Annotated in this window: 1 protein-coding gene; it reads left to right on the top strand. The window is 39.3% G+C overall.

Features of this window, described 5'->3' with window-relative positions; translation table 11 throughout:
* Positions 1-1,435 (top strand): IS3 family transposase gene (locus JOD18_RS24520; RefSeq protein WP_420827822.1). Its coding sequence is split into 2 segments (ribosomal slippage), with 1,436 coding nucleotides annotated over them: positions 1-531 and positions 531-1,435; the frame shifts between segments, so codons are not numbered across the junction. This gene is flagged as partial in the annotation.
* Positions 1,436-1,450 lie beyond the last annotated feature (15 nt).

Below are 1,450 nucleotides of genomic sequence, written 5' to 3'. Positions count from 1 at the left end.
TTCGTAAATATCAGGCTGATGGAGTAGATGGCTTGAAAGAATCGAGAAGCTGGAAGTCCTATTCTGCGGAATTAAAACAACAGGCAGTCGAGTTTTATCTGTATAAAGGAGGAAGTCTCGAAACGACTTGTAAGCAATTTAATATTTCATCTCACTCGGTTTTACATCGTTGGATAAAGCTTTATACTAGTGGAAAAGAGATAAAATCCACTGGTAAAGGAAGCGTTAAAATGAGCGGAGGACGTAAAACCACATTCAAAGAACGGATAGAGATTGTACAGTATGCGATAGCCAATGATTCGAATTATCATCAAGCTGCGGAGAAGTATGGGGTTTCGTACCAACAAGTATATAGCTGGGTCCGTAAATATGAGAAAGATGGAGAACAAGCCCTTCAGGATCGTCGCGGGAAGACATTAGAATCCAAGCCGAATCTAACGGAAGAAGAGAAATTACAGCTTCGAATCAAGGAACTGGAACACCGTAATCAGTATTTGGAGGCGGAAAATGGTCTTCTAAAAAAGTTGGAGGAAATCGAAAGGAGAGGATCGAACAATTAGGGAGACAACTTCCTGCATTCGAAGCGATTCATGCCTATCATGAAGAGACAGGCACGCCGATTCAATTATTATGCGACATGGTAAAGGTATCCCGCTCTGGGTATTATAAGTGGTTGAATCATACACCGAATGAGCAAGAAAAAGAAAATGCATGGCTGATGAAGAAAATCCAAGAGATTTTTAAACAGGCTGGTGGTATCTACGGCTATCGAAGAATCCGAATGGTGATTCAGCGCAAGTACGGGAAACGCTATAATTTGAAGCGTATTCGTCGTTTGATGATTTTATTAGGCTTAAAATCGTTTATACGTCGTTCCAATAGATATTCTACCAAAACGAGTTATGTCAATATTGAGGAAAACATTCTAAATCGGGAATTTACGGCAGACAAGCCAAATCAGAAATGGGTAACGGATATCACGCATTTAAAATACAGCTTGAATCATAAAGCTTATTTAAGTGTCATCAAAGATCTTTATGATGGTTCCATCGTTGCCTATAAAGTTGGATACTATAACGATAATGAGCTGGTTATGGAAACCATCAAAGCAGCCTTGAAAGCAAATCCAGATGTCACTCCTTTACTGCATAGTGATCGTGGTTCGCAATATACCTCGAAGGAATATCGTTTGGTGACGACCAAAGCCGGGATGACACGCAGTATGTCCCGTGTAGGGAATTGTATTGACAATGCACCTGTAGAAAGCTTTTTTGGGCATTTTAAAAGTGAGTCTTATGATTTAAAACGGTATAAGAGTTTTGAAGAATTAGTAGCGAATATTGATCGCTATATTCAATTTTATAATGAAGAACGTTACCAGGAGAAATTAAACAGCCTGGCACCGTTGGAATATCGGTACCAGACTGTTGCATAGATTTTTGTTTTTTCA

The sequence above is a fragment of the Gracilibacillus alcaliphilus genome (assembly GCF_016909015.1).
In the GTDB taxonomy this organism is placed as follows: Bacteria; Bacillota; Bacilli; order Bacillales; family Amphibacillaceae; genus Gracilibacillus; species Gracilibacillus alcaliphilus.
This window is presented reverse-complemented; position numbering and strand designations above follow the sequence as displayed.